20 protein-coding genes are annotated in these 19,262 nt (G+C 74.3%); 7 read left to right on the top strand and 13 right to left on the bottom strand.

Annotated features, from left to right (window positions below; translation table 11 throughout):
* Positions 1–73: 73 nt before the first annotated feature.
* On the top strand, positions 74–1,321 hold the full coding sequence (gene purD / locus CO540_RS18935) for a phosphoribosylamine--glycine ligase (RefSeq protein WP_099164839.1): 1,248 nt from the start codon (positions 74–76) through the stop codon (positions 1,319–1,321).
* Here purD and CO540_RS18930 read toward each other — a convergent pair.
* The 5 genes from CO540_RS18930 to CO540_RS18915 all read right to left on the bottom strand — a co-directional run bounded on the left by CO540_RS18930 (position 1,305) and on the right by CO540_RS18915 (position 6,261).
* Positions 1,305–2,513 (bottom strand): serine hydrolase, encoded by a 1,209-nt coding sequence (locus CO540_RS18930; protein WP_216642289.1) that lies wholly within the window; start codon positions 2,511–2,513, stop codon positions 1,305–1,307. The genes purD and CO540_RS18930 overlap by 17 nt on opposite strands.
* 95 nt (positions 2,514–2,608) lie before the next feature.
* Positions 2,609–2,779, bottom strand: coding sequence for a hypothetical protein (locus CO540_RS30215; RefSeq protein WP_157779159.1), 171 nt, complete (start codon positions 2,777–2,779; stop codon positions 2,609–2,611).
* A 50-nt stretch (positions 2,780–2,829) separates the two neighbouring features.
* Positions 2,830–4,395, bottom strand: a complete 1,566-nt coding sequence (locus CO540_RS18925; protein WP_099163078.1) for an AMP-binding protein — start codon at positions 4,393–4,395, stop codon at positions 2,830–2,832.
* A gap of 196 nt (positions 4,396–4,591) precedes the next feature.
* A complete protein-coding gene (locus CO540_RS18920) occupies positions 4,592–5,806 on the bottom strand; it encodes an acyl-CoA dehydrogenase family protein (protein ID WP_091565785.1) in 1,215 nt (404 codons plus the stop codon).
* Positions 5,807–5,808: 2 nt separating this feature from the next.
* Positions 5,809–6,261, bottom strand: coding sequence for an SCP2 sterol-binding domain-containing protein (locus CO540_RS18915; protein ID WP_091565780.1), 453 nt, complete (start codon positions 6,259–6,261; stop codon positions 5,809–5,811).
* A 79-nt stretch (positions 6,262–6,340) separates the two neighbouring features.
* Here CO540_RS18915 and CO540_RS18910 point away from each other — a divergent pair, with 79 nt between their 5' ends.
* The gene (locus CO540_RS18910) at positions 6,341–6,979 is read left to right on the top strand and encodes a TetR/AcrR family transcriptional regulator (RefSeq protein ID WP_172967875.1); all 639 of its coding nucleotides are present in this window, start codon (positions 6,341–6,343) and stop codon (positions 6,977–6,979) included.
* Here CO540_RS18910 and CO540_RS18905 read toward each other — a convergent pair.
* Positions 6,954–7,646, bottom strand: coding sequence for a DedA family protein (locus tag CO540_RS18905; protein ID WP_099163076.1), 693 nt, complete (start codon positions 7,644–7,646; stop codon positions 6,954–6,956). The genes CO540_RS18910 and CO540_RS18905 overlap by 26 nt on opposite strands.
* A gap of 160 nt (positions 7,647–7,806) precedes the next feature.
* Between CO540_RS18905 and CO540_RS18900 the strand changes: the two genes are divergently transcribed.
* On the top strand, positions 7,807–8,949 hold the full coding sequence (locus tag CO540_RS18900; protein WP_099163075.1) for a sensor histidine kinase: 1,143 nt from the start codon (positions 7,807–7,809) through the stop codon (positions 8,947–8,949).
* Positions 8,946–9,590, top strand: a complete 645-nt coding sequence (locus tag CO540_RS18895; protein WP_099163074.1) for a response regulator transcription factor — start codon at positions 8,946–8,948, stop codon at positions 9,588–9,590. Before CO540_RS18900 ends, CO540_RS18895 begins: the two co-directional genes overlap by 4 nt.
* Positions 9,591–9,600: 10 nt before the next feature.
* Here CO540_RS18895 and CO540_RS18890 read toward each other — a convergent pair whose 3' ends face one another.
* From CO540_RS18890 to CO540_RS18860, 7 genes are all read right to left on the bottom strand, one after another.
* A complete protein-coding gene (locus CO540_RS18890) occupies positions 9,601–10,215 on the bottom strand; it encodes a DedA family protein (protein WP_099163073.1) in 615 nt (204 codons plus the stop codon).
* Between the two features lie 25 nt (positions 10,216–10,240).
* A complete protein-coding gene (locus tag CO540_RS18885; RefSeq protein WP_099163072.1) occupies positions 10,241–11,500 on the bottom strand; it encodes an adenylosuccinate synthetase in 1,260 nt (419 codons plus the stop codon).
* Positions 11,497–12,456: a hypothetical protein gene (locus tag CO540_RS18880; protein ID WP_098744145.1), complete on the bottom strand. Its 960-nt coding sequence runs from the start codon at positions 12,454–12,456 to the stop codon at positions 11,497–11,499. The genes CO540_RS18885 and CO540_RS18880 overlap by 4 nt, the downstream gene beginning before the upstream one ends.
* 10 nt (positions 12,457–12,466) lie before the next feature.
* A complete protein-coding gene (locus tag CO540_RS18875; protein ID WP_099163071.1) occupies positions 12,467–13,444 on the bottom strand; it encodes a serine/threonine protein kinase in 978 nt (325 codons plus the stop codon).
* Positions 13,441–14,193: an NUDIX domain-containing protein gene (locus tag CO540_RS18870; protein WP_099164838.1), complete on the bottom strand. Its 753-nt coding sequence runs from the start codon at positions 14,191–14,193 to the stop codon at positions 13,441–13,443. Before CO540_RS18870 ends, CO540_RS18875 begins: the two co-directional genes overlap by 4 nt.
* 85 nt (positions 14,194–14,278) lie before the next feature.
* Positions 14,279–15,133, bottom strand: coding sequence for a MaoC/PaaZ C-terminal domain-containing protein (locus CO540_RS18865; RefSeq protein WP_099163070.1), 855 nt, complete (start codon positions 15,131–15,133; stop codon positions 14,279–14,281).
* Between the two features lie 217 nt (positions 15,134–15,350).
* Positions 15,351–16,706, bottom strand: a complete 1,356-nt coding sequence (locus tag CO540_RS18860; protein WP_099163069.1) for a 3-oxoacyl-ACP reductase — start codon at positions 16,704–16,706, stop codon at positions 15,351–15,353.
* A gap of 54 nt (positions 16,707–16,760) precedes the next feature.
* On the opposite strand from CO540_RS18860, the gene CO540_RS18855 reads away from it, so the two are divergent.
* The 3 genes from CO540_RS18855 (at position 16,761) to CO540_RS18845 (ending at position 19,228) form a co-directional block, all read left to right on the top strand.
* On the top strand, positions 16,761–18,053 hold the full coding sequence (locus tag CO540_RS18855) for an acetyl-CoA C-acetyltransferase (protein ID WP_099163068.1): 1,293 nt from the start codon (positions 16,761–16,763) through the stop codon (positions 18,051–18,053).
* Between the two features lie 104 nt (positions 18,054–18,157).
* Complete coding sequence (locus CO540_RS18850) at positions 18,158–18,964, top strand: TNT domain-containing protein (RefSeq protein WP_157779158.1); 807 nt, start codon at positions 18,158–18,160, stop codon at positions 18,962–18,964.
* 18 nt (positions 18,965–18,982) lie between these two features.
* The gene (locus tag CO540_RS18845; protein WP_099163066.1) at positions 18,983–19,228 is read left to right on the top strand and encodes a hypothetical protein; all 246 of its coding nucleotides are present in this window, start codon (positions 18,983–18,985) and stop codon (positions 19,226–19,228) included.
* The last annotated feature ends 34 nt before the right edge of the window (positions 19,229–19,262 follow it).

Raw genomic sequence — 19,262 nt, 5'->3', positions numbered from 1 at the left:
GCAGGAGCGTGATTCTGGGACGCAAACTCCTTGATCGACGGGGTGGGAGGTGGGGGTCAGTAGGATGCCGGTCGTGCGGGTTCTTCTTGTGGGTGGTGGTGGGCGGGAGCATGCGCTCGCGCTCGGGTTGGCTGCGGATCCGGCCGTCGAGGCGCTGGTGGCGGCTCCGGGTAATCCGGGGATCGCCGAGGTCGCGTCGCTGCGGGAGGTGACAGCCACCGACCCGGCGGCCGTGGCGGCGCTCGCCGTCGACGTGGCGGCCGACCTGGTGGTCGTCGGGCCGGAGGCGCCGCTGGTGGCCGGGGTGGCCGACGCGGTACGCGCCAAGGGCATCGCGGTGTTCGGCCCGAGCGCGGAGGCGGCCCAATTGGAGGGCTCGAAGACGTTCGCGAAGGACGTGATGACCGCCGCCGGCGTACCGACCGCGCGCGCGTACACCTGCGTCGACGCGGCGGCCGTCGCCCGGGCGCTGGACGAGTTCGGCGCGCCCTACGTGGTGAAGGACGACGGGCTCGCCGCCGGCAAGGGCGTGGTCGTCACCGACGACCGGGCGGCCGCCGAGCGGCACGCCGCCGAGTGCGGCCGGGTGGTGATCGAGGAGTACCTCGACGGTCCCGAGGTCTCGCTCTTCGTGGTCACCGACGGCGAGGCCGCCCTGCCGCTGCTCCCGGCGCAGGACTTCAAGCGCGTCGGCGACGGCGACACCGGGCCGAACACGGGCGGCATGGGGGCGTACACGCCGTTGCCGTGGGCCCCGCCGGGCCTGGTCGACGACGTGATGCGCGACGTGGTGCACCCGACGCTGGCCGAGTTGCGCCGCCGGGGCGCCCCGTTCGCCGGCCTGCTCTACGTGGGCCTGGCGATCACCGCGGCCGGCCCCCGCGTGATCGAGTTCAACGCGCGCTTCGGCGACCCGGAGACCCAGGTCGTGCTCGCCATGCTGGAGACCCCGCTGGCCGGGCTGCTGCACGCCGCCGCCACCGGCACGCTGGCCGGGCATCCGCCGCTGCGCTGGCGCGACGGTGCGGCGGTCACCGTCGTGGTCGCGGCCGAGGGCTACCCGGCGGGCCCGCGTACCGGTGACGTGATCACCGGCGCGGACCGCGCCGGGATCATCCACGCCGGCACCCGCCGGGACGCCGACGGCACGCTGCGCTCCGCGGGCGGCCGGGTCCTCTGCGGTACGGCCACCGGCGCGGACCTGGCCGCCGCGCGCGACGCCGCGTACGCGCTGGTACGCGGCGTCGACCTGGCCGGCGCCCACCACCGGGGCGACATCGCGTCCGCGGCGGTGGACGGCCGGATCACGATCCCGGGCTGACCGTGGGCCTCGGCGCGGCGGGCGGCAGCATGCCGAGCGCCGCGCCGATGACGGCCTGGGCGGTCCGGCTCAGCTCCTCGCTCTTCGCGTCCGTCGCGGTGATCGAGTATTCCACCCGGAACCGGCCGTCCCGGGTGGCGGCGACGCCGGCGAGGTAGCCGTAGCGGCTGCCGGTCTTGAGCCACAGGGTCTGCCCGCCGACCGGCATGGCGGTCAGCCCGGCGCTGTACTCGCCGGTGGTGTGGTCGGCCAGCACCGGCCGGGTGAACATCTCGGTCAGCCACGGCTCGGGCACCACCCGGCCGGCGAACAGCGCGGTCATGAAGGTGTCCAGGTCGGACAGGCTGGAGATCAGGTTGCCGGCGGCCGGAGTGAAGGTCTGGCTCCACACCGTCGCGTCGACCAGCTCGGTCCGGCCGTCGCGGACCACGGCCTGGTAGCCGTGGGCGTGCGGCCCACGGATACGCGGGTCGTCGCCCGGCGCGTACGTGTCCCGCAGGCCGAGCGGCCGGGCGATGCGCCGCCGCACCTCCTCGGCGTACGGGTGTCCGGTGACCTTCTCGATCAGCATGCCGGCCACGATGTAGCCCATGTTGGTGTAGTGCTGGTCCGTGCCGGGCTCGAACTCGCGCGGGTTGCGCAGGCCGAGGCGGACGATCTGCTCCGGGGTCCACCGGTCGTAGCGGTGGGCGAGCTGCCACTCGATCCCGCCCGGCAGCGTCGGGCTCGGTATCCCGTTGGTGTGGTTCAGGAGTTGGCGGACGGTCACCGGCGGGTAGTCGGCGGGCAGCAGGCCGGGCAGGTACCGCTGCACCGTGCCGTCCAGGTCGAGCCGTCCCTCGGCGACCAGTTGCAGCGTCACCGCGGCGGTGAACACCTTGGTGACGCTGCCGGCGCGGAAGCGGGCGTGCGGCGGCACCGGGGCGGACCCGCGCAGGGCGCGTACGCCACTGGTGCCGGACCAGCATCCGTCGGGAGTGGTGATCCGGACCTGGGCGCTCGTGGCGTCGCCGGTGGGTAATCCGGCGATCGCCTGCCGCATCGGGGTCGGGTCGAGGGTGCCGATGGCGCAGTCGGGCCCGTGGGCACCGGACGGCGCGGCGAGGGCGGCGCCCGGTACGACGGTGGCGACCAGGGCTCCTGCCAGCGCGGCGGCGACCGCACGGCGACGGGTGACATCCATGATCTTCATGTCGTCGATCCTGTCGTCCGCGGTCGGCGGGGGCATCCGGGTGACACCCGCACCCCACCCCGGTCGGCCCTCGGTGGAACCCCGCGACCGGACCCCTAGGTGGTGCGGCTCCGGCCGACGATCCGGTCGAGCACGTTGGCGGTGGCCCGCTCGATCCGTGGGTCGCGGTGCCCGCGCCGGTCGAGCGCCATCGTCCAGCCGAGCGTGCCGGCGGCCGCGCCACCGACGAGGAGGCCGAGCGCCGTGCGCCGCCGGAGTCGGACCATCGCGCTGTTCCCCGCTCACCCCGCTGAAACCGTCCCAGGTGGTCGGCCGATCAGCCGAAGTATCGGCGCAGTTCGCGCCCGAGCACCTTGCCCGTCGCGTTGCGCGGCAGGTACTTGACGAAGACCACGTCGCGGGGCACGGAGAAGCGGGCCAGGTAGTGCCGGACGTACTCGCGGACCGCCTCCGGGTCGAGCGTCTCGCCGGGCCGCAGCGCCAGGAACGCGGCCAGTCGCTGGCCGTACTCCGGGTCGGGCACGCCGATCACCGCGACCTCGCGGACCTGCGGCAACCGGGCGATCAGATCCTCGACCTCGGAGGGGAAGACGTTCTCCCCGCCCGAGACGATCATGTCGTCGGCGCGCCCGTCCACGAAGAGCAGGCCGTCCGGGTTCAGCCGCCCGAGGTCACCGGTGTCCAGCAGGCCGTCGCGGCTCTCCCGGCCGGCGCCCGAGGTGTAGCCCTCGAAGAGCATCTCGTTGCCCACGAAGATCCGCCCGACCTGGCCGTCGCGGACCGGCTGGCCGGCCTCGTCCAGGATCTCCAGCCGGGTGCCGTGCGGCGGTCGGCCGGCCGTGGTGGGCGCGGCGCGCAGCTCGGCCGGGCCGGCGATGGACGCCCAGGAGACCTCGGTCGAGCCGTAGAGGTTGTAGAGCACGTCGCCGTAGCGGTCCATGAAGGCCGTGGCCAGGTTGCCGGGCAGGGCCGAGCCGCTGACCGCGACCACCTTGAGCGGCGGCCGGGGCTGCGGCGGCGCCACCTCCATGAGCCGTTGCAGCATCACCGGTACGGCGAAGACCGCGTCGCAGGGCTGCGCGGCCAGCGCGGCCACCGTGGCGGCCGGATCGAAGCGGCGGTGCAGCACGACCGTGGCCCGCAGCGCGAAGGAGACCTGGAGGGCGGCGTACCCCCAGGTGTGGAAGAGGGGCGCGGCGATCATCACGGTGTCCCGGGCGTGCAGCGGGATCCGGTCGATGATGGACACCAGCGGGCCGAAGCCGTGCGGGGTGGGCCGGCGGGCGCCCTTGGGCGTGCCGGTGGTGCCCGAGGTCAACACGATGGTCCGACCGTCCCGCTCCGGCGGCTGGAGCCGGTCCCCGGGCACCGCGCCGGCGATCAGCTCCTCCTGCCGCCGCTCGTCGACCCGCTGCAGCTCGGCCGGGAGACCGAGGACACGTTCGGCGAACTCGGCGTCGTGCACCAGGACCCGCAGGCCCTGCTCCTCCGTGACGGTGGCCAACTGCGCCGCGGAGAGGCCGGTGTTGACCAGGACGGCGTCCGCGCCGAGCAGCATCGCCGCGACGATCGCCTCGATCAGCCCGTGGTGGTTGCGGCAGAGCAGGCCGACCCGGTCGCCGGTCCGCACGCCGAGGCCGGCCCGCAGGGACCGGGCCAGCCGCTCCGACCGGTCGAGCAGTTCCTCGTACGTCAGCGCGGCGCCGTGCTCGTCGACCACGGCCACGCGCCCGGGGTCGCGGGCGGCGGCCTGGCGCAGCTCGCCGGCGAGACTCCAGCCCCAGCGGCGCAGCGCGTTCAGTTGCGAGGCCACCCGGATCGGGCGGCCCGGGGTGAGCAGTCCGCGTCGGGTGAGCGTGGCGACGATGAACGGCAGGTCCAAGGCGCAACCTCCTTCGCGTTCGTGGTCTCCCGATCATGCATCCGGGCGGTCCGTCCGCCCAGCCGGCGTGATCATCAGCCCAACCTGCGGACACCCGCGGTCGTGGCCACTCCGGTCACGGACCGGCGGCCCGACCCGCGACGGGGTACGCCCGGCACGGCGTGCCGTCGCGGGTCGGGTCGGGGTCCGCCGGCGATCAGCGGATCTGCATCCCGGAGATGGCCCGGGAGATGACCAGTCGCTGGATCTCGGAGGTTCCCTCGAAGATGGTGTAGATCTTGGCGTCCCGGTACCAGCGCTCGACCGGGTGGTCGCGCAGGAAGCCGGCCCCGCCGAGGAGCTGGACCGCCCGGTCGGTCACCGAGACCGCCACCTCGCCGGCCTTGAGCTTGGACATCGAGCCCTCACCCGCGGTGAACGGCCGGTTGTTGCGGCCCATCCAGGACGCCCGCCAGACCAGCAGCCGGGCGGCGTCGATCTCCATCTTCATGTCGGCGAGCGCGAACGCGACCGCCTGGTTCTCGATGATCGGCCGACCGAACTGGACCCGGTCCTTGGCGTAGTCGAGGGCGTACTCGTACGCGGCGCGGGCCACGCCGAGCGCCTGCGCGCCGACGGTGGGGCGGGACAGTTCGAACGTCCGCATCGCGGCCTGGCCGGAGGCGCGCTGCCCGGACCGGGCCCGGGCCAGCCGTTCGTCCAGGGCGTCCTTGCCGCCGAGCAGACAGCGGCCCGGCACCCGGACGTCGTCGAGGAAGACGTCGGCGGTGTGCGAGGCGCGCAGCCCGAGCTTGCGCAGCTTGCGGGTGGCGTTGAGGCCGGGCGTGCCCGGGGGTACGACGAACGCGGCCTGCCCGCGCGAGCCCAGCTCCGGCTCGACCGAGGCGGTGACCACGTGCACGCCGGCGATGCCGCCGTTGGTGGCGTACGCCTTCTGCCCGTTGAGCACCCACTCGTCGGTGGCCTCGTCGTAGACGGCGCGGGTCCGCATCGACCCGACGTCGGAGCCGGCCTCCGGCTCGGTGGTGCAGAACGCGGCGACGGCCGGGGAGTCGACGTCCCCGAAGCACTGCGGGACCCACTCGACGAGCTGGTCGGGGGTGCCGGCGCCGTAGATTCCGGCGACCGCGAGGGCGGTGCCGAAGATGCTCAGGCCGATGCCGGCGTCGCCCCAGAAGAGTTCCTCGCTGGCGATCGGCAGGGAGAGGCCGGTGGGGTCGGCCCAGCAGGTGGCGAGGAACTCGAACCCGTACAGGCCGACCTTCGCCGCCTCCTGGATGACCGGCCAGGGAGTCTCCTCCCGGGCGTCCCACTCGGCCGCGGCCGGGCGCACGACCTCGGCGGCGAAGCCGTGCACCCAGTCGCGAAGGTCCCGCTGTTCCTCGTTCAGGTCGAGCGAGAACTCGGCCATGGTCAGGCCTTGGGGATGTCGAACAGGTTGGCGATGTTGGCGGCCAGGCCCAGGTCGCCCTTGGCCTTCAGCTTGCCGGTCATGAACATCATCACCGGGTTGGCGCCGCCGGAGACGATCTTCAGGAACTCGACCGGGCCCATGGTGAGGCTGAGCTTCGGGTCCCGGGTCGGGGTCTCCGAGACGGTGCAGGTGCCGTTCTCGATGACGATCTCGTAGGTGTCGGTGCCGCCGTCCGGACGACCGGTGATGTTCCAGTGGATGACCGCGTTGGTGGAGCCGGCGCGGTCGGCGCGGAACAGCGTGGGCATCCGGTTGAAGACCTCGCTGAGGATCTTGCCGCGCGCCTCGCCGGACATGATCTCGGCGATCTTGTCGTCCGGGGTGGACTTGACCAGCTGCGCGAACTCCTTCGGGCCGACGTTCGCGAAGTTGGCCGGGTCGAAGTCAGTCATGGGGGAATGCACCTCTCGGGCGGGGCCGACTTTGGTTACTCTCGCGTAACCTTACGCACGAGTAGGTATGCTCGCAAGAGTGTCCAGCACGCCGACCTTCAAGCGCCTCCCCCGGGCCGTACGCGAGCAGCAGATGCTCGACGCGGCGGTCAAGGTCTTCTCCCGCCGGGGCTTCCACGCCGCCAGCATGGACGAGATCGCCGACGACGCCGGCATCTCCAAGCCGATGGTCTACGCCTACCTCGGCACCAAGGAGGAGCTCTTCGTCGCCTGCCTGCACCGCGAGGGCACCCGGATGATGGAGGCCATCGCCGGGGCCGCCGCCCCGGAACTGCCCGCCGACGAGCGGCTCTGGCGCGGGCTGCGCGCGTTCTTCGGGTTCGTCGGCGCGCACCGCGACGGCTGGGCCGTGCTCTACCGCCAGGCCCGCGGCTCCCAGCCGTTCGCCGCCGAGCTGGCCGCCATGCGCGGCCGGCTGGTCGAGGTGGTCGCCGGGATGCTCGACCACGCGCTGCGCGCCTCCGGCCGCGAGGTCGGCGCCACCGACCTGGAGGTGGTCGCGTACGCCCTGGTCGGCGCCACCGAGTCGCTCGCCGACTGGTTGGCCGACCACCCCGAGGCCGACGCCGAGAAGACCGCCACCCGGATGATGAACGTGGCCTGGCTCGGCGCCGACCAGTTGCTGCGCGGCGTCACCTGGCACCCGGGGGAGGTGTAAGGAAGGGCCCCCTGTTAACGCCTGCGGTAGAGGAGGGGTCCCCTGTTAACACCCGCGCCGCGCGAATCCGCGCCGCCCGGCGGCCCCGGACCCAGCGCACCACCTCCACCACCAGCGTCACGGTGAGGGCCAGCCCCAGCCCGAACAGCAGGCCGCGGATCGGGTCCCGCTCGAAGGCGAGCCCGCCCAGGTAGCCCACCGACGCCGAGTAGGCGCCCCAGGTGGCGGCGGCCAGCGCGTCGAAGGCGAGGAACCGCCGGCGCGGGAACCGGGTCGCCCCCATGGTGAGGGTGACCGCGGTCCGGCCACCCGGCACGTACCGGGCCACGGTGAGGATGAGCCCACCCCGCACCGCGATGCCCCGCCGGGCCCGGTCCACCGCGGCCCGCCGCCGACCGTCGCGGGGCACACGGTCCAGCAGCCGCGCGCCGCCGTGCCGGCCGATCGCGTAGGAGACGTGGTCGCCGACCAGCGCGCCGAGCGCGGCCACGCCGATCACCAGCGGCAGGTCGGGCTGGCCGGTCGCGGCGAACACGCCGGCGGTGATCACGGCGGTCTCGCTCGGTACGACGGGGAAGAACCCGTCCACCACGGCGATGGCGAACAGGGCCAGGTAGACCCAGGGCGACGAGATCGTGTCGTGGAGCAGTTCGAGAGCGGCATCCATGACGTCGATGCTGGTCGGGGCGGCGGCGGGTGGAATCTGTCGACGGTCTGCCCCGGGGGTCCACTTTCGTCGTGCCGTACCCCGAGGTGGTCTCGGGGTCGGCACCCAACCCTCCCCGAGCCCGGTCCCGCCGCGGGCCGACCGGGCCTAGGCTCGCGGGGTGACCACCTGGCCGGGCGCCGTCCGGCGCGTCGAACCGTACCTGCCGGTGCTGCTGGCCGGGGCGGTGGCCGCCGCCACCTGGGCCTCGGCGACCGGTGGGCTCGGCGTCCGCTCGCCGCTGCCGACGGCGGTGATCCTCCTGCTCGCGCTGGCGGCGGGCGCCTCGGTGCTCTCGTCACGCCGCTGGGCGCTCCCCGCCGCGGCCGCCGTGTGCTGGCTGGTCCTGGCCGCCTGGGCGGCCGTCGTGGTCGCGTCCTGGCGGGCCGGCACCGGCCTGCGCGGCCGGCAGCTCGCCGCGTACCTGCTCGGGACGTTCCCGGTCATGCTCGTCGGCGTGGCGGTCGGCAGCGCGGTGGGTGGCGAACGCCGCCTGGTCATGGCCACTCCCGGGAACGCGGTGGTGTTCTACGCCTGGCTGGTGATCGCTCCGGCGATCGTCGGGCTCTGGATCCGGGCCCGGCGGGACGCCCTGGCCGCCCTGCGGGACCGGGCCGAGCGGCTGGAGCGGGAGCAGGAGGCGCGAGCCGACCGGGTCCGCGCCGAGGAGCGGGCCAGGATCGCCCGGGAGATGCACGACGTGGTGGCGCACCGGGTCTCGCTCATGGTGGTGCACGCGGGCGCGCTGGAGGTGACCACCGCCGACCCGGCCACCGTCGAGACGGCCGCGTTGATCCGGTCCACCGGCCGGGCCGCGCTGACCGACCTGCGGGAGGTGCTCGGCGTGCTGCGCCAGGAACCGCCGCTGCCGCTGCCCGGCCGGGACGCGGTCGGCGAACTGGTCCGCGAGTCGCGCGCGGCCGGCCTCCGGGTGAGCCTGACCGACGAGGTGGCGCCCGGCCCGGTGCCGGGCGCGGTGGCCCGGACCGTGCACCGGGTGGTCCAGGAAGGGCTGACCAACGTGCGGAAACACGCCCCGGACGCGGCGGTCGCCGTCCGCCTGCGGCACCTGCCCGAGGGGCTCGAGGTCACCGTCCGCAACGACCCGTCCGCCCGTACCGGCCCCGTGCTGCCCGGTGCCGGGCTCGGACTGGTCGGCCTGCGGGAACGGGTGGAGCTGACCGGTGGACGGCTGACGGCCGGACCCACCCCCGACGGGGGATTCCTGCTGCACGCGGTGATGCCGGCCGGGGAGGCGACGTGATCCGGGTCGTGATCGCCGACGACGAGCAGCTCATCCGCGCCGGGCTGCGGCTGATCCTGGAGGCCGCGCCGGACATCGCCGTGGTCGGCGAGGCCGCCGACGGGACCGAGGCGCGGGCCGCCGCCGAGCGGCTGCGGCCCGACGTGGTGCTGCTGGACGTCCGCATGCCCGGCCTCGACGGGCTGGCCGCGGCCCCCGCGATCGTGGCCGCGGGCCCGAAGGTGGTCATGCTGACCACCTTCGACCTGGACGAGTACGTGCACGAGGCGCTCCGTGCCGGCGCGGTCGGCTTCCTGCTCAAGGACACGCCGCCCCGGGAACTCGCCGCCGCGGTACGGACCGTCGCCGCCGGGAACGCCATGCTCGCCCCGACGGTGACCCGGCGGCTGATCAGTTCGTTCGCCGAGCGCGGTCCGGCGCGGCGGGAGGCTGCCCGGCAGCGCCTGGCCCGGCTGACCGACCGGGAGGCGGCGATCGTCCGCGAGGTGGCCCGGGGTGACGGCAACGCCGAGGTGGCCCGCCGGGTCGGCGCCAGCGAGGCGACCGTGAAGACGCATGTCAGCCGCGCGTTGGCCAAGCTCGGCGTGGCCAACCGGGTGCAGCTCGCCATCCTCGTGCACGACGCCGACCTGCTGGAGTGACCGGCACCGGTCAGCGGTGGGCGGCCCGGGCGCGGGCCCGACGGCGGGCCCAGCGGGCCGCCTCGAACAGCCCGGTGACCGCCAGCGAGAGGCCGACGCCGGCGAGCAGGGCGGTGACCGGGTTGTGCTCGAACGCCAGCCCGCCGAAATAGCCGAGCAGCCCGCAGTAGATCCCCCAGGTGCCGCAGGCCAGCGCGTCGTAGAGCAGGAACGAGCGCGCCGGGTAGCGGACCGCGCCCATGGTGAGCGTGACCGCGGTCCGGCCGCCGGGGACGTACCGGGCGGTGGTCAGGATCATCCCGCCGCGCCGGTCCACCGCCCGGCGGGCCCACTCGGAACTCGCCCGCCGCCGGCTGTCCGCCGGCAGCCGGGCCAGCCGGTGCGCGCCCCCACCGCGCCCGATGGTGTACGAGACGTGGTCGCCGATCAGCGCGCCGAGCGCGGCGGTCACGATCACCAGGGTCAGGTTCGGCTCGCCGCCGGCGGCGAACACCCCAGCGGTGATCACCACGGTCTCGCCCGGCACCGCCGGGAAGAACGCGTCGACGGCGGTGACCGCGATGATCACCAGGTACACCCACGGCGAGGTCACCGTGTGGTGCAGCAGGTCGAGCACGTCCCCCATGCCTCTCATGCTCGGCTCTGGGGTGTTAAGCGGGGGCCCTTCCTATACAAATGGCGTTAACAAGGGGCCCTTCCTTCTCCTCGGCGGTGGGGCCGTGCGAGGTGAGCACCACGGGCGCGCCGAGCGCCGCCGAGACGGCCGCCGGCCAGTCGTCCGGCGCCTCGTCCAACACCGGCCGGGCCCGCATCAGCCGGGCCGTCAACGCCGCCTGCCGTCCCAGGTCACCGGCCGGCCCGGGGACGAGCCGGTCGATCCCGTCGTAGCGGCGGCAGATCCGCAGCTCGGGGCCGGCCAGGTCGAGGTGGGTCAGCGCCAGCCCGTCCACGCCGCCGGTCACGTCGAGGGCGTACCGGTGGGCGACCGCGTCGAAGTGCCCGAACCGGAACCGGCCCTGCCACGGGTTGGTCGGATTGCGCGGGTCGGTGAACGGCAGCGCCGGGTCCTCCGTGACCAGCGGCCCCGGGCCGTGCCGGGTGGTGGTCACCCGCAGCACCCCGAGCCGCTGCGCGGTGCCGGCCATCCCCGCCTCGGCGAGCAGCGTCTCGGCGTTGGCGAACGTCGTGGTGCTCCATGTGGTGTACGGGTGGAATCCGTGCCACTCGTCCAGCAGCACCCCCTGCGCGCCCTCGAACACGCAGGTGCCCTCGCGCAGCGCCCCGGCGAGCCAGCTCCGGTCGACGATCGCCACCCGGTCGGCGAACGCGGCGTATGCGGGCAGGCAGTCGTCCACCGGCGGCGCGTCCAGCGGCCCCAGCTCGGCGGTGAGCCGGTCGCGCAGCGCGGCCAGCCGACGGCGCAGCACCGCCGGGTGGCGGCAGTCCGCCACCCGGGGCGCCTCGTCGGGGTGGGCGAGGCCGTACGCGACCGCCTCGCCCACCCCGAGCCCGCAGGAGCCGTGCCGGTCGGCTCCCCGGGCGATCTCCCGGGCCCGGTTGGCGGCCCGGTGGTACGGGGTGGCCAGCAGCGCCTCCCCGTCCACGGTCAGCCGGTCGAGCGCGTCGGGCACCCCGACCGCCGCGAGGTGGTCGGCCTCGGCGGCCAGCGCCAGCGGGTCCACCACGACGTGCCGGGCCAGGTGGGTCCGTACGCCGGGGCGGAACGTGCCGGCCCCGAACTGGGCGAACGTGTGCGCCCGCCCGTCGCGCAGGACGACGTTGTGCGCCGCCTGCGCGCCCCCGTTGAACCGGACCACCGTGTGCACCGGCCGGGTGGCGCAGAGCAGGTCGACGACCGTGCCCTTGCCGGCGTCGCCGTAGCCGAGGTCGACCACCGTCACGTGGTTCACAGCCGGGTGACCCCGCTTCCGCCGTCGGTCGGGGTGAACGGCAGCGTGGCCACCGCGCGTCGGCCGGAGCCGAGCCGGGCCAGCGCCCGGGAGACGGTCCGGGTGGCGGTCGAGCCGGCCCGGTCCAGGTCGCGCAGCCCGTCGTCCAGGTCGATGGCCTGCTCGCCGAGGCCGACGGTGAGCGCGATCGTCTCGCAGACCGCGTCCAGGTCGTCCAGCTCGACCGCGTTCTGCCCGAGCAGGCCGCGCCAGAAGTCGAGCACCTTGCGGTTGCCGGCGTAGTGGCTGCCGGCGGGAAGCAGGTAGTAGGTGTCCCAGCGGGCGGTCACCTCGTCCACGATCTGCCGGACCGGCACGTCCTCGCGCAGGTCGTCGCCGATCAGCCGGGCCACCTCGCCGGCCTTCACCCGGGGGTACGCCAGCTCGTCGCCGATGATGAACAGGTAGCCGCGCCGGCCACGCTTCTCCCAGCTGTCGGTGGCCGTGTGCCGGGCCATGAAATAGAGCGCCAGCTCGTACGACTCCATCATCTGGCCGCCCCCGCCGCCCTCCAGCACGATCCGGCCGAGGTCGTCGTCCATCCGGTTGTCGGACTCGAACTGCCCGACCTGCAACGGCACCCGGTCGCACGTGGCGTCGCCGATCGCGCCGAACATGACCTGCGGGTCCTTCGCGTACCCCTGGCGCAGCAGCAGGCCGAGCAGCTGCGGCAGCTTGCTCTGCAACACCCGGGGCACGTGCCCCATCGAGCCGGTGACGTCGAACAGCACGGCGATCGGCGTCGACCGCGGGTGCTCGGCGGAGTCCCGGCTCTCCCGCGCCGCGTCGCGCGGGTCGAGCGCCGGGTGCACCGTGCGGGCGCCGCTGTCGCTGTAGGAGAACGCGCTCCTGCCGGTGCGACGCCGGTAGCGGTCGGCGGCGTCGTACACGTCGGTGGACCAGATTCCACTGCCCATGGCAGCCTCCCTAGGGGTTGAGGGTGAAGGGTCGGAAGGTGCGCGGCCCGTAGAGCCGGTGCAGCACCTCGTCCAGTTCGCGCAGCAGCCGCCAGGCGTCGTCGGGTCGGGCGGACAGCGTGGGCTGCCGGCAGCCGTCGGCGAAGGCGCGCAGCTCGTGCGGGGCGCGGTCGCCCATCAGCCAGGTCATGCAGCGGGCGGCGAGCGCGATGTCGGTGCCCGGGCCGCTCTGCCGCTTCGCGGCGACCTCCGGCGGATACCAGTCCTCCTGGCCGGGCACCAGCGCCGGCACGAGGCCGCCCGGCTCGGCCGAGAAACACCAGTCCACGAGCACCAGGCCGTGCGCGTCCGGCTCGATCAGCACGTGCCGGGGCAGCACCGCGCCGTGCACCACGCCGGCCCGGTGGGCCAGGCCGAGCGCCACGAGCAGCCGCCGCCACATCCAGGCCGCGTCGCGCGGGTCGACCCCGTCCGGGTACGCCCGGCGCACGTCCTCCAGGCTGTGCAGCCCGGGCGGGGTGGCCAGCACGTTGACCAGGCGTTCGGCTCCGGTCGACGGGTCACGCACCGGGTGGGAGTCGACCAGCCGGGGCACGTAGGCCAGGTGGCGCGCGTCGCCGCGCTCGGCGATCCGCCGCAACGCCCGCGCCTCGCGCGCCATCAGGTCGTTGTCGCCGGGGTGCCGGGGCACCTTGATCAGGTGATAAGAAGGGGCCCCTCCTCTACCGGAGGCGTTAAGAAGGGGCCCTTCCTTGCGGTGCAGGGTGGCGATGTCGCCGGTGTACGCCTCGGGGTTGCGCCAACGGGTGGTGACCGTGGTCAGGGCGGCGGTGGCGGCGGCGCGGACCCGGGGGTCGGCCGCGGCCAACCGGTCGGGGTGCAGCGCGCCGACCAGCTCCCGGTAGCGGCGGGCCGGCGCCTCGGCGCCGAACAGGTCGGCGTGACTGCGGGCGGCGGTGACCAGCCGGATCGCCTCCTCGGTGGTCATCGCACCGTCTCCTCCCGGGCGGGGCGCAGCAGCGCCGGGTGGAGCAGCCGGGCGTCGCCGGCGCGGTAGAGCTTGGCGCGGGGGCCGCCGCGCGCGCCGCCGCGTTCGGTGCTGGCGCCGGTGCTCTCCACGAAGCCGGGCACGGAGAGCACCTTGCGGTGGAAGTTGCCGGCGTGCAGCGGGTGGCCCCAGACCGTTTCGTAGACCTCGCGCAGCTCGGTGATCGTGAACTCGGGGGCGAGGAATCGGGTGGCCAGCGGCGTGTATTCCAGCTTGGACCGGGCCCGCTCCAGCCCGTCGTCGATGATCCGGCCGTGGTCGAAGGCGAGCTGCCGGCTGGTCAGCGCGGTGACCGGCAGCCAGATCGCCTCGTCGGCGTCGGTGTCGGCCACCGGGTCGGGCAGGTCGGGGGCGAACGCCAGGTGGGCGATCGACACCACCCGCATGCGGGGGTCGCGGTCGGGGGCGCCGTAGCTGCCGAGCTGCTCCAGGTGCACCCGGCGCAGCCGATCGCCGCCGAGCCCGGTCTCCTCGGCCAGCTCGCGCCGGGCGCCGGCGGTGAGGTCCTCGTCGGGGTGGACGAAGCCGCCGGGCAGCGCCCAGTGCCCCGCGTACGGCGGTGCGCCGCGCCGGATCAGCAGCAGGTGCAGCGCGCCCTCGCGGATGGTCAGCGCGACCACGTCGACGGTGACCGCGACCGCCGGGTAGTCCCGGGGGTCGTATCCGGCGAGGAAGTCCTGCTCGTTCACGGCGCTCACTCTCTCATGTTGAGAACAACTCAATCTGAGAACAACTTAGCGCAGGAAAGAGGGGGCCGACAAGCCCCCTCTTTCCTCAGCGGACGGTGCCGACCAGGTGTGGCCGTCCGTCCCGCGCGCCGTGCAGCCCGAAGTCCCAGCCCGCGCCTCCGGTGGTGGCACCGAACGCCACAGTGGACGGCAGCGGCACCGGCAGCTTGAACGCCACGTCCACGGTGTACGCGTCGGGCAGCCGACTCTCCAACGCGGCCAGGCAGCGGGCCTTGCTCCACATGCCGTGCGCGATCGGACGCGGGAAACCGAACAGCCGCGCGCCCAGCTTCGAGGTGTGGATCGGGTTGCGGTCGCCCGAGACGCGCGCGTAGTCCGTGCCGACCCGGGGCGTCACCCGCCACTGCGCGGAGAAGGCCGGCGGCGCGGGCCGGTCGCCCCGGTCGCGCCGCGGGCCGCCGCCGGCCGCGCGCTCCTTCCCGAGGTACGTCGACACCCCCCGCCACACCTCCTCGCCGTCGACCGAGCCGACCAGCACCACGTCGAGCTGCCGGCCGCGTTCGTGCGGGCGCAGGTTCTCCGCGTACGTGCGGAAGTCGACGCTCTCGCCCACCTGGACCGGGCGGGCCACGGTGATCCGGTTGGCCACGTGCACCACGCCGGTGAGCGGGATCGGGAAGTCGGCGGCGGTCATCAGCCGCAGTGACAGCGGAAACCCGAGCACGTGCAGGTACGTCGCCGGCAGCCGGTCGGCCAGCCGGAACCCGCAGACCCGGTCGTAGTCGGCCAGATGCGCCCGGTCCACCGTCACCCCGGCCACACTCAGCTCCAGAGCGGGCAGCTCCCGCCCCCGCCGACGACCCGTGCCGGGCAGCGCCCCCAGCAGCGCCCGCCGATAGAGCGCCCCCGCCCCCGGCAGCCGCCCCAGCTCGACACGCACCCGCTCGCCCTGCCCCCACGGCTCCGTGGATCTCCGGAAGTGCCGTCAACCTCATGATCGACGGGGCGGGGTGGGACGAGCGCCGAGAGGTCCTGGGTCGCCTCGGCCCGGGGCGTGCGTGCGGCCAGGGCCGCCCGGGCCGAGGTGAGGTCCTGGGTGGGGCCCTCGATCAGGTCGTGCAGGGTGAGGTCGTCGGGCTCGTGGTCGCGGGACGCCATCACGCCCCCAGCAGGCTCTGGCCGCAGACCCGGACCACGTTGCCGCTGACCGCGCCGGTCGCCGGCCAGGAGAGCCAGCCGATCGTCTCGGCCACGTCCACCGGCAGGCCGCCCTGGGCCAGGCTGTTCATCCGCCGCCCCGCCTCGCGGATCATCAGCGGGATGCGCGCGGTCAGCCGGGTCTCGATGAACCCGGGCGCGACCGCGTTCAGGCTGATCCCGCGCTCGCGCAGCACCGGGGAGAGCGAGTCGACCAGGCCGATCACGCCGGCCTTGCTGGTCGCGTAGTTGGTCTGCCCCCGGTTGCCGGCGATCCCGGCGATCGAGGAGACCGAGACGATCCGGCCGCCGGCCGGGATCAGGTCGCGCTCCAGCAGCACGTCGTTGATCCGCTCCTGGCTGGACAGGTTCACGTCGATCACCGAGTCCCACCGGTCGGCGTCCATCCGGCCGAGCGTCTTGTCCCGGGTGATGCCGGCGTTGTGCACCACCACGTCGACCCGGCCGTGCCGGGACGCCAGGTGCTCGGCCAGCCGGGCCGGCGCGTCCGGCGCGGTCAGGTCGAGCTGCACCGCGCTGCCGCCGATCCCGTTGGCCACCGCCGCCAGTTCGTCGCCGGCCGCCGGGATGTCCAGCGCCACCACCTGCGCGCCGTCCCGGGCGAGCACCGTCGCCAGCGCCGCGCCGATGCCCCGGGCCGCGCCGGTGACCAGCACGACCTGCCCGTCCAGCGGCCGGTTCCAGTCGGCCGGCGCGACGCCGGCGCCGGCGCCGACCCGGATCACCTGGCCCGAGACGTACGCGGAGCGGCCGGAGAGCAGGAAGCGCAGGGTGGACTCCAGGCTCACCGGGGTGCCGGCGTCGCCGTCGCGGGTGACGTACACGAGCTGGGCGGTGACACCCCGGCCGAACTCCTTGCCGATGCTGCGGGTCAGCCCCTCCAGGGCGCGCTGGGCGGTCGCCTCCCGGGGTGAGCCGCACTCGGCCGGCGGCGTGCCCAGCACGATCACCCGGCCGCTGGGCAGCACCGACCGGGCCTGCGGGTGGAAGAAGTCGTAGAGCTGGCGCAGCTCGGCGGAGTCGGTGATGCCGCTGGCGTCGTACACCAGGGCGGCGAAACGGCTGTCGGCGGTGGTGGCGGCCGGGTCGGTCAGCTCGACCCCGGCGGCGGCCAGGATCTTGCCGGCCGGCTCGGCGAGCCGGCCGCCGGTCGAGGAGCCGAGCAGGACCGGCCCGGGAACGAGCGGGTCGCCCGGCGTGTGCCGGCGCAGTCGGGGCGGGTCGGGCAGCCCGAGGCGCTTGACCAGCGCGCGACCGGCCCCCGTCTGGACGAAGCTCGCGTACCTGTCGGTCATAGGCGTAGCCTACTGGCGAGTAGGGTTCGGGCAACAGCTTCGAGGAGGCCGATCGTGCAGAGTGTCCGGCGGGTCGCGGTGATCGGCGGCAACCGCATCCCCTTCGCCCGGTCCAACTCGCGCTACGCGCACGCGTCGAACGCGGACATGCTGGGCGCGGCGCTCGACGGGCTGGTCGCCCGGTTCGGGCTGGCCGGCGAACGGCTCGGCGAGGTGGTGGCCGGCGCGGTGCTCAAGCACTCCCGGGACTTCAACCTCACCCGGGAGGTGGTGCTCGGCTCCCGCCTCGACCCGCACACCCCGGCGTACGACGTCCAGCAGGCCTGCGGCACCGGTCTGGAGGCCGCCATCCTGGTCGCCAACAAGATCGCCCTCGGGCAGATCGACGCCGGCATCGCCGGTGGCGTCGACACCACCTCCGACGCGCCGCTCGCGGTCAACGAGGACATGCGCCGCACGCTGATCCAGCTCAACTCGGCCCGGACCCTCGGCGAACGGCTCAGGATCGCGGCGAAGCTGCGCCCGCTCCAGCCGTTCCAGCCGGAGATCCCGCGCAACGCCGAGCCGCGTACCGGGCTGTCCATGGGCGAGCACGCCGCGCGCACCGCGCTGCGCTGGAACATCGACCGGGCCGCCCAGGACGAGTTGGCGCTCCGTTCGCACCAGCGGCTCGCGGCCGCGTACGACAAGGGGTTCTTCGACGACCTGATGACCCCCTACCTGGGGTTGACCCGCGACCAGAACCTCCGCGCGGACACCAGCGCGGAGAAGCTCGGCTCGCTCAAGCCGGTCTTCGGCGCCAAGGGCCCGGACGCCGAGCGTGCCACCATGACCGCCGGCAACTCGTCCCCGCTCACCGACGGCGCGTCGACCGTGCTGCTCGCCTCGGAGGAGTGGGCGCGGGCGCACAACCTGCCGGTGCTGGCCTGGTTCTCCTGGTCCGAGACGGCTGCCGTCGACTTCGTGCACGGCGACGAGGGGCTGCTGATGGCCCCCGCGTACGCGGTGCCCCGGATGCTGTCCCGGGCCGGGCTGACGCTTCAGGACTTCGACTTCTACGAGATCCACGAGGCGTTCGCCTCGCAGGTGCTGGCCACGCTGGCGGCCTGGGAGTCGCCGGAGTTCTGCAAGGAGCGCCTCGGCCTGGACGCGCCGCTCGGCTCGATCGACCGGGACAGGCTCAACGTCAACGGCTCGTCGCTGGCGGCCGGGCACCCGTTCGCCGCCACCGGCGGCCGGATCGTCGCCACGCTGGCCAAGCTGCTCGACGCCAAGGGGAGCGGGCGCGGCCTGATCTCCATCTGCGCGGCCGGCGGGCAGGGCGTGACCGCCATCCTGGAGCGCTGACCGGGTGGCTGTCAGCCCGACGGGTGGCAAAGCGGACTAAAACTCACATAGAGCGCGAATGAACCTCACGATGGGAGCAACTAGTCCTCATCGGGAGGTTCATCGTGAAAACTCGCCGCTGGTTGCTGGCCGCGCTGTCCGGCGCGGCCCTGACGCTGGCACCCGGGCCGGCACTGTCCGCCCTCGGGCCCTCGGCAGCGCTGGCCCAGGCCACGGTGGTCGACGAGCGGACCGCCGGTCCGCAGGCCGGCCCGGTCGGCCCGAGCCTCTGCTCGCCCGGGCTGCCGCCGACGGCGCCACAGACCACCCAGTTCTACGACAACAACCGGCTCCTCGGGCCGGCCACCCTGCCCACCGCCTCGCCGGTCGGTCCACTGCTCGCCGGCTACCAGCGGCTCGGCGCCCAGACCGAGACGGAATGGCTGAAGAACTGGACCAGCGGACCCACCACCCTGCTCTTCCCGCCGGAGGACGGCTTCGTCCTGGACCCGCACGGTGCGCCGGTCAAGAACCGGCAGGTCCTGCTCCCCGGCTACCGGGTGGACCGCTTCGGCAACCCGACCGGCGCCTTCCTGGCACCGCTCGGCACCCCGTTCAGCTCGCGCTCGCTGGCGCCGCAGAGCCTGAACACCCCGCCGACGCCGCCGGCCACCACGCCGGCCGCCCCGCTGGCCAACTACCACACGTACTGCGTGGTCAAGCCGTTCCCGGTGGACTCCGGGCCGATCGCGCCGTGGTTCGCCCAGCCCGGCATGGGCACCCAGTTCGAGCTCAACCAGGCCTACTTCCCGCAGGCGTCGGACCCGGTGAACGTGCAGTGGCTGATCGACCACGGGTTCCTCGTGGAGGAGTATCTGGACGGCCTCTGCACCGACCCGACCGGGTGGGCGCAGTCGTCGCAGATCTGCTGAACCGATCGGAGGTCGGGCGTGGACCGGTACGAGTTGCGCGCCGCGCTGCTGGCCGCGGGGGTGTCCCCCGACGCCTTCCAGCTGGCGGACGCGCACGAGCACCAGCCGGTCCCGCCCGACTTCTGGTTCCTCCGGCCCGGCGACGGCGGCTGGGAGATCGGCCCCTACGAACGCGGCCGGTACAAGCTGTGGCGGCGGTACGCCACCGAGGCGGAGGCGAGCGCCGCCCTGTTCCACATCCTCGCCGAGCATTCCACCTCCTGAGCAACCCGGACGGGGGCGTGCTCCGTCACCTGGG

The sequence above is a fragment of the Micromonospora sp. WMMA2032 genome (assembly GCF_002688545.1).
Taxonomy (GTDB): domain Bacteria; phylum Actinomycetota; class Actinomycetes; order Mycobacteriales; family Micromonosporaceae; genus Micromonospora; species Micromonospora sediminicola.
This window is presented reverse-complemented; position numbering and strand designations above follow the sequence as displayed.